This is a genomic window from Intrasporangium oryzae NRRL B-24470 (assembly GCF_000576595.1).
In the GTDB taxonomy this organism is placed as follows: domain Bacteria; phylum Actinomycetota; class Actinomycetes; order Actinomycetales; family Dermatophilaceae; genus Intrasporangium_C; species Intrasporangium_C oryzae.
The window spans coordinates 53,991-62,464 of record NZ_AWSA01000027.1; the positions used below are offsets into that span (position 1 = coordinate 53,991).

The following is an 8,474-nucleotide window of genomic DNA, read 5'->3' on the forward strand; positions in this document are numbered from 1 at the left end:
CTCTCGCGCGGCGCCTTCGTCACGCGATCGAAGGGAGCCCGCACGTGACCTCGGTCGCGGGCGGGCTCCATGCATGCCGGGACGGCACGCACACGAGACTCGCCGACGGACGGCTGCTCTGCTGGGCGCCCGGCCCGCTGCTCGGGGGCTGCGTGTATGCCGTCGACGCGGAGATCGCCGAGCAGCCGGTCCCTCGAGCGCTCGGGCGCCGGAGCGGACTGCTCGGGCGTGAGTTCTGGCGGCTGTGGACGCGGGCCGAGGCTCGCGCCAAGGTCCGCGACGTCCCGATCATCGTCTGGATCGACACCGTCGCGTGGACGGCCGACGCCGATCTCCCGGACGGTCCGCGGGTCGAGGTCTTCACCGTCGAGGCCGGTGACCTCGTGGTCAGCTACGCGGTCGCAGAGCTCACGAGCGGGGGCGGCCCAACCGATTGACGACGGGCGGGGCGGCCCGACGAAGCGCGGGGACCGGACGGTCCAGCTGCCTGAGCGGACGGTATGCCGCTGACGACTCCACGGCGATCGACCGTTCGAGCAGCCGGACCTGCCGCTCGCGGGCGCGGAGCGTCCCCTCGAGCCAGTGGACCTTGCGGCGCTGCTCGTCGACGGCGTCGACCACCGCCGCGTGTGCTCGGGACGGGCCCGAGCGTCATCTACAGTAGCGGCGAACCACGGGGACGCCGTGCACCGTCTGCCGTCCCACGGGAAGCGGACGAACAGAATTCGAGGAGACGCGATGACGCGGCCGAGCATTTCGGCGGTGGTCCTGTCCATGGGCAACCGTCCAGGCGAGCTCGAGAAGGCTCTCGAGACCTTGCTGGGCCAGGAGGGGGTCGACCTCGATGTCGTCCTCGTCGGCAACGGATGGCGCCCCGAGGGCGTGCCTGCCGAGGTGCGCACGGTCTACGTCGAGGAGAACGTCGGCATCCCGGAGGGGCGCAACATCGGCGCGCGCGAGGCCCGCGGCGACATCCTCTTCTTCTACGACGACGACGCGTTCTTGCCGACCACCGACGTGCTCGCCCGGTTGGCCGCCGAGTACGACCTCGACGAACGGATCGCGGTCGTCCAGCCGCGTGGGGCCGACCCGGAGGGCCGGCCGACGCCCCGGCGATGGATCCCCCGCCTCACGACGGGCGACGGTGGCGCGGCAGGCGATGTCGTCGTCTTCTGGGAGGGCGTCTGCACGATGCGTCGCAGCGCCTTCGAGGAGGTCGGCGGCTGGCCCGGCCACTTCTGGTACGGCCACGAGGGCATCGACATCGCCTACCGGCTGCTCGACGCCGGATGGCGCCTGCGGTACCGCCCGGACGTCGTCGTCAACCATCCGGCGACCCAGCCGTCCCGGCACGCCGTCTACTACCGCATGAACGCGAGGAACCGGGTGTGGGTGGCCAAGCGCAACCTGCCCCATCCGGTCGCGGAGCTCTACGTGGCCACCTGGTCGCTCATCTCCGTCGCCCGCATCCGCGACCGCGAGAAGCTGGGCACGTGGTTCCGGGGCCTACGCGAGGGCGTCCGCGAGGATGCCGGTCCGCGTCGACCCATGTCCTGGTCCACCGTCGCGCGCCTGTCCCGCGCCGGCCGGCCCCCGATCGTCTGAGTCCCCGATGGCCGTGTCGCCGACCCGGGTCCGCGTCATCCTGTCCGGCGTGCGCAGCGTCACGCACCTCGTGTATGCCGCGTCGTGGCTGCGTCATCTCCTCGCCGAGACCACCGTGCCCGTCGAGGTCGTGGTCCTCGACGTCGGGGCCGGCTTCGGACGGGCGCGCGTCGATGAGCGCCAAGTGCGCGACTACCTGCCGGAGGACCCGAGGCTGACCGTCACGACCGAGGTCAGGCGGGAGCACTGGGAGGCGACACCGGGTGTCGCGCGGGTGCTCTTGTCGATCGGCGCGCCCGGCACCCGGGCCTGGGGGCGGCTGGTCGTCACCGGGCGCGGACGACGGCCCCGGGTCGTCGTGGTCGACGAGGGCATCGGGTCCTTCGGCGACCGGCGGACCCGCCGCGACGCCTACCGTCGCCAGGGCGGACGCGGTCCGTGGCCCGCCGTGCGCGCCGGGGTCGTCACTGCGGCGCACCGGCTCCTCACCGACGTCCACTGGTCCCTGTACGAGCGCGTCGACGGCCGGTGGGAGGTGGTGGCCGACGTCGCTGCGGAGTTCCGGCGGCGTCTGTCCGGCGTCGCGGCCGACCCCGGCTCGGCCGTCTACCTCACCCAGCCGTGGCCCGACATCGGCGTCATGTCTGAGCCGGCCTACCTCGCGCACCTCGCAGCCGTCCGGGACGCCTGCGCGGCCCACGGCGTGGGCCTGCTCCTTCGCCCGCACCCGAGCGAGGACCGGTCACGGTATGCCGGGTTCGCGCTCTCCGAGGGGACCGTTCCCGCCGAGCTCGCGCGCGAGGTGGCCGAGGCGCCGGTCGTGATCGGCTCGAACAGCACTGCTCTGCTCAACCTGGCGGCCGTCCACGGTGCCCGCGCCGTCCGGGTCACAGCGCCCGAGCTCGAGCCGCTCGAGGCAGAGCTCAGCGAGCGCCAGAGCACCCTGCTCGACGCCTTCCTTCCCGCGTCCGTGCCCGTGGCGGGGCTGCGTGCAGCCCTCGACCGCGGCCACCCCCGGCCGCGCCCCGCGGACCCCGCATAGCGCCGGTCCTCGCCAGTTGCGCCCCAGGCCCGCGCAACCGCCCAACCGCCCAACCCGAGCCCGGTCACGCCCCATCCGAGGCCCGTCCACGGCCGGACGAGACGGCGGTGAGGGGAGGCCGTGCCGCGATGGCGGCACGCTGCTCGCTCCGGCCCCCGGTCAAGCACGAGCTGCGCGACGCGCGGGGAGCCAGTAATGGACGTCATCCCAAATTTCTGATAATGCCGCACTGTCCGTGATGTCCCGCCATGATGCTGGTGGGACAGTTGAGACCCGGTGATCACGGAGGTGACGAGTCCATGCGACCACTGTCGAGCGCACTGGCGATCACGGCGATGACCTCTGCGATGCTCGTCGCGCCCGTGATCCGGGTGGATGCGGCGCCCCTGCCGGTGCCCCCGAAGATCACGCGGATCAGCATCCCGGCAGCGTCCCCGACGGCGTCCCAGACGGCGGGGCCGGCTGGGTCGCCGTCGCAGGGACGCCGAGTCGTCGCGTCGCTGACCAGGACCGGTGCGCCGTTCGACGTCGCAGGTGTCACCTTCGCCGGTGAGGCGCCTTCCGGCCTGACGATCGAGGCTCGCGTCCGGGTGGCGGCCACCTGGGGCGCGTGGCAGACCCTCGGGTTGAGCGACTCCGGGCCGGATCCGGGCACGCAGGAGGCGCGGCGGGCGCGCGTCGGCACCGAGCCGGTCATCGCCCCGGAGGCCGACGGCATCGACATCCGGGTCGCATCCACCACCGGCGTGGCCCCGGCCCAGCTGAGGGCGGACCTCATCGACTCGGGCGCCTCGCCGAGCGACTCGAGGCTAGGGGCGGTGCCCGGTTCAGCCGTCGCCGCCGTGCCGAGGCCAACGATCATCACCCGGTCGCAGTGGGGCGCGGACGAGAGCCTGCGCTCGTGCGACCCGACGCCGGTGGCCAGGTTCAAGGCGGCCGTCGTGCACCACACGGTCAGCAGCAACTCCTACACGGAGACCCAGGCCGCGGGCATCGTCCGGGGCATCTACGCGTACCACACGAGCGGCCTCGGCTGGTGCGACATCGGCTACCAGTTCCTGGTGGACCGCTTCGGCCGGATCTACGAGGGCCGGACCGGAAACCTCACCGGAAACACGCAGGGGGCCCAGGCGTCCGGCTTCAATGCCGAGACCTTCGGTGTCGCGTCGATCGGTGACCACCAGACCGCGGACGCGACCTCAGCAGCCAAGGACGCGATCGCGAGGGTCGTCGCGTGGAAGGCCGGCCAGAACGGGTTCGACCCGGGCGGAACGGCCCAGCTGACCTCCGCAGGGGGGAGCAGGTACCCGGCCGGCACGGTCGTGACGCTGCCCCGGACCATGGGACACCGGGACGTCAACCTGACCGAGTGTCCCGGCGACGCCCTCTACGCGAGCATCGCCGCCATCCGCGAGTCGGCGCAGGCGACGTACGGCACCGGCCAGTGGTCGCAGATGGCGCCGGCCAGGGTGGAGGAGACGTTCGTCCGGCCGACAGGCACGACGGTCGCTGTCGCGGGCCATGGATACGGCCACGGAATCGGCATGTCGCAGTGGGGAGCCTACGGCGCGGCCACCAAGGCCCTGACCTGGTCGCAGATCACCGCCTTCTACTACCCCGGCACGACCGTGACGGCGCAGGGTGACCCGACGGTCCGCGTGCGGCTCTTCGCGCTGGGCTCCGGAGGGACGACGGTTCCGGCGCAGACGGGCCTCGCCCTCTCCGACGGTTCGTCGACGACGACGCTCTCGTCGACCCCGACCCAGTGGCGCATCGTCCCGGACGGGGGCGGGCTGACGTTGCAGTGGCGCACGAGCAGCGGCTGGGTGTCGAGCCAGTACTGGAAGGCCTGGACCCGCTCCCCGCTCACCTTCTCCAGACCGTCGACGGGGCGTCTCCGGGTGATGCTGCCGGCGGGCACCCAGCGGGAGTACCGCGGTTCGGTGGCCACGGTCGCGTCGGGCGGGGCCGCCGTGTCGGTCAACGTGACGACGTTCGAGGCCTACGTCCGCGGCGTCGTGCCGATCGAGATGCCGCCGTCATGGCCGGCCGCAGCCCTCGAGGCGCAGGCCGTCGCGGCCCGCACCTTCGCGGCATACGGCAAACGGGCGAGCACCTCGGCGGCCTTCGACACCTGCGACACGACGAGCTGTCAGGGCTACCACGGGGTCGCCGACTACTCGTCGACGGGCACCCTGACCAGGTCGTGGGAGGACGCCCGCTCGACGGCGGCGACCGCCGCGACGGCGGGCGCCGTCCTCAGCTACGGCGGCGCCCCGGCGCTCACCCAGTTCTCGTCCTCCAACGGCGGTCGCACCGTGCGCGGGTCGCAGCCCTACCTCCAGGCCAAGGTCGACCCGTACGACAGTGCGGTCGCGAGCTCGGCCAACCCCACGTCGTGGACGACGTCCGTCGCGATCTCGAAGGTGGAGTCCGCCTACCCTGCGGTCGGCTCCCTGCGCTCCATCGTCGTGACCGGGCGGTCCGGCGGTGGCGACTGGAGCGGCCGCACGACGGGCGTCCGAGTCGTCGGCTCGAGCGGGACGACCTCCGTCAGCGCCGACGCGTTCCGGGTCGCGCTAGGTCTCAGGAGCACGTGGTGGACCGTGGTCTCAGCACCGCCACGGTCGAGCGCGACGTTCCCCCGGGATCTCACCGCCGACCGGCTGCCCGATGCGATCGTCCCGTCGGGCGGTGCACTCACGGCACTCGCGTACAACGGCACCATGACCTTCACCAGCCGGACCATGGCCCCGTCCGGGTGGGCTGGGATGCGGCTCGTCGCGGGGATCGGCCCGTTCGACCGGGACAACCTCGCCGATGTCGTGGCCGCCTCGAGCGACGGCAGCCTCTGGCTCTACCCGGGCAACGCGTCGGGGACTCTCGACCGGGGCAGGACACGCATCGGCACCGGGTGGGGGGTGGTCGACCTCATCATCCCGACCGGGGATCTCACCGGTGACGGCTACACCGACTTCCTCGGCCGGTGGACCGACGGGACGATGGTGCTCTACCGCGGTAACGGGACCGGTGGGATCGCGTCCTACACGCGGCTCACCACCGGCTGGAGCATGTTCTCCCACCTCGCCGCCGGCGACTTCGACGGCAACGGCACGACCGACCTGCTCGGCGTGAGAAGTTCCAACGGCTACCTCTCCTTCTACTCCGGCACCGGCACCGGGTCCTTCCGCTCGGGGGTGTACGCCGACACGCGGGACTGGCGGTTCGCCGAGGTTGCCGGGATCGGGGACCTCACGGGGGATGGTCGTCACGACCTGCTCGTGCGGCGCTCCAGCGACGGCGGGCTGCGCGTCTACCCGGTGACCGGATCGGTCGCTGTCGGCTCGCCGATCTCGGCCGGCACCTACGCTTCCACAACAAAGTGGGGCAAATAACCAGAAAAGGCCCGCATTGGACCCCTCCACAGGACACCAGGGGAGATAGCCTGCCGCGCGCCCCCTTCTCCATGGCCCAAGGCCTGACGAGGATCCTGCCCGGTTTCGCCCGGGCCCTACCCCTGGAGCGTCGTGCGACTGCTGCCTGCTTCCCTTGCCACGACCGGCCTCGCCGCGGCCCTGCTCGTATCTCCCACCCTCGACATGACACCGGTGTCGTCGCCCGTGGCCCCGAAGGTGACGCGTGTCGCGATCCCGGCCGTGCCGGCGCCATCGGCCGGAGGAGCCGCGGCCGCGCTGCACCGGGTCGACACGCCGTTCGACGTCGCGGGTGTCACCTTCACCGGTGCGGCTCCTGACGGCCTCGTCGTCGAGGTCCGTACCCATTCCCACGGGTGGTGGGGTAGCTGGCAGAGGGTGAGTGTCATGGACGCCGGCCCCGACCCGGCGTCGGCCGAGGCAGCCCACGCCAGGCGGGGGACGGAGGCGATCACGGCCACGGGCTCGGACGGCATCGACATCCGTGTCTCGGCACGGGGTGGGCGACTCCCGAGCGGCCTGACGGCCAACCTCGTCGACGCCGGCCGCGCACCGGCCGACCGCGCGCTCGGCGCCGGTCCCTCGGGATCTGCCATGGCGGCAGTCACGAGCCCCACCATCATCACCCGGAGCGAGTGGGGCGCCGACGAGTCCCTGCGCACGTGCGACCCGCCGATCGTCGACCGCTTCGACGCGGCCGTCGTGCACCACACGGTCAACTCGAACACCTACACCCAGGACGAGGCGGCCGGCCTCGTTCGCGGGATCTACGCGTACCACACGACCGGCCTCGGCTGGTGCGACATCGGCTACCAGTTCCTCGTGGACCGGTTCGGCCGCGTCTACGAGGGCCGCACCGGCAACCTCAGCGGCAACACCCAGGGCGCGCAGGCCGTGGGGTTCAACTCCCAGTCCTTCGGCGTCTCGACGCTCGGCGACTTCCAGACGACGGCTCCGAGCCCCGAGGCGGTGTCCGCTGTCACCTCGGTCGTGGCCTGGAAGGCTGACCAGAACGGGTTCGACCCCGGTGGGATGGTGACCCTGACGTCGGTGGGCAACTCGAAGTATGCCGCGGGCACGGTCATCACGGTCCCGCGCACGGTCGGTCACCGCGACTTCAACGACACCGAGTGCCCCGGCGACCTCATGTATGCCGAGGTGCCGGCCATCCGCACGCGCGCCTCCGACGAGTACGCGGCCGCGCACGCCTCGTGGTCGGCGATGCAGCCCCAGAAGGTCGAGGAGACCTTCGCTCGCCCGGCCGGGACGAGCATCTCCTTCGCCGGACACGGCTGGGGGCCCGGTGTGGGCCTGTCGCAGTGGGGCGCGTACGGCGCCGCCAACAAGGGTCTGACCTGGCGCCAGATCGCCTCCTTCTACTACCCGGGCACCACGGTGAGCTCGCAGGGCAACCCGGCGCTCCGCGTGCGGCTCGACTACGTCGGGACGGCGGGGACCAGCGTGCCCTCGCAGACGGGGATGTACGTGTCGGACGGAACGACGAGCGCCTACCTCACGACGACCTACCCCTGGCGCATCGTGCCGGGAGGCGCCGGCCTCACGCTGCAGTTCCGCACCAGCACGGGCTGGGTCTCGAGCAGGGCCTGGACCGCGAAGACGACGCCGCTCACCCTCTCCCGACCTTCCGCCGGGTCCGTCCGGGTCGTCATGCCCGATGGCACGCAGCGCGCCTACGCCGGCTCCATCCGCACCGTCCTGTCGGGCACCCGCACCGTGACGGTCAACGTGACGACGACCGAGGACTACGTCCGTGGGGTCGTTCCGCTCGAGGGCCCGGCCTCCTGGCCTGCGGCGTCGCTGCAGGCGCAGACGGTGGCCGCGCGCGGCCTCGCCACCGTCAGTCGCCGGGCCAACAGCGCCACGATCGCCGACACCTGCGACACGACCGCGTGTCAGGTGTACCGAGGCCTGGCCGACTACACCTCGGGTGGCAGCCTGACCCGGACCTGGACGGACAGCCGGACGACCTCCGCGGCGAGCGCGACGGCGGGGCTCGTGCTCACCTACGGCGGTGTCCCGGCTCGCACGTCCTTCACGTCCTCGAACGGCGGTCGGACGGTGTCCGGTGGGGTCGCCTACCTGCCGGCCAAGACCGACCCCTATGACGCCGCAGTCGTCAGCTCGAGCAACCCCACGAAGTGGCTCTTCATACCTGAGGTGGGTCACAGGCTGAGGCCTCCTCCGATGAGGAGCATCCGCAGCCGGTAGTTCTCGCGGTTGCGGAAGCCGCGGGCGACGCGTCGGTGGAGCTCGATGAGGCCGTTGATGGCTTCGGTGCCGCCGTTGTTCGCGCCGCCGGTGGTGAAGTACGCGAGGAACGCCTCGCGCCACTGCGCCAGGGTCCGGCCGAGGCGGGCGATCTCCGGGATCGG

7 protein-coding genes are annotated in these 8,474 nt (G+C 72.2%); 5 read left to right on the plus strand and 2 right to left on the minus strand.

Annotated features, from left to right (window positions below):
• The first annotated feature begins 44 nt into the window (after positions 1–44).
• Positions 45–437 (plus strand): hypothetical protein, encoded by a 393-nt coding sequence (locus tag N865_RS21820; RefSeq protein WP_157557692.1) that lies wholly within the window; start codon positions 45–47, stop codon positions 435–437.
• Here the strand turns inward: N865_RS21820 and N865_RS13245 are convergent.
• Positions 409–621, minus strand: coding sequence for a hypothetical protein (locus N865_RS13245; protein ID WP_034806759.1), 213 nt, complete (start codon positions 619–621; stop codon positions 409–411). The genes N865_RS21820 and N865_RS13245 overlap by 29 nt on opposite strands.
• Positions 622–738: 117 nt before the next feature.
• On the opposite strand from N865_RS13245, the gene N865_RS13250 reads away from it, so the two are divergent.
• From N865_RS13250 to N865_RS21830, 4 genes are all read left to right on the plus strand, one after another.
• Positions 739–1,605, plus strand: coding sequence for a glycosyltransferase family 2 protein (locus N865_RS13250; RefSeq protein ID WP_034806761.1), 867 nt, complete (start codon positions 739–741; stop codon positions 1,603–1,605).
• Between the two features lie 7 nt (positions 1,606–1,612).
• Entirely contained in the window at positions 1,613–2,647 is a 1,035-nt protein-coding gene (locus N865_RS13255; protein ID WP_034806764.1) for a polysialyltransferase family glycosyltransferase, read from the plus strand.
• 299 nt (positions 2,648–2,946) lie between these two features.
• Positions 2,947–6,042 carry a SpoIID/LytB domain-containing protein gene (locus N865_RS21825; RefSeq protein WP_051510547.1) on the plus strand — a complete coding sequence of 1,032 codons (3,096 nt, stop codon included), beginning with the start codon at positions 2,947–2,949 and terminating at the stop codon, positions 6,040–6,042.
• 132 nt (positions 6,043–6,174) lie between these two features.
• Positions 6,175–8,310 (plus strand): SpoIID/LytB domain-containing protein, encoded by a 2,136-nt coding sequence (locus N865_RS21830; RefSeq protein ID WP_051510548.1) that lies wholly within the window; start codon positions 6,175–6,177, stop codon positions 8,308–8,310.
• Here N865_RS21830 and N865_RS13275 read toward each other — a convergent pair.
• Positions 8,265–8,474: ISL3 family transposase (locus tag N865_RS13275; protein WP_034806766.1), on the minus strand; the 210-nt coding region annotated here is incomplete at its 5' end. The genes N865_RS21830 and N865_RS13275 overlap by 46 nt on opposite strands.

Coding starts and splice junctions, on each gene's coding strand:
- N865_RS13250 (WP_034806761.1), top strand. CDS start 739: ATGACGCGGCCGAGCATTTCGGCGGTGGTCCTGTCCATGGGCAACCGT.
- N865_RS21825 (WP_051510547.1), top strand. CDS start 2,947: ATGCGACCACTGTCGAGCGCACTGGCGATCACGGCGATGACCTCTGCG.
- N865_RS13255 (WP_034806764.1), top strand. CDS start 1,613: ATGGCCGTGTCGCCGACCCGGGTCCGCGTCATCCTGTCCGGCGTGCGC.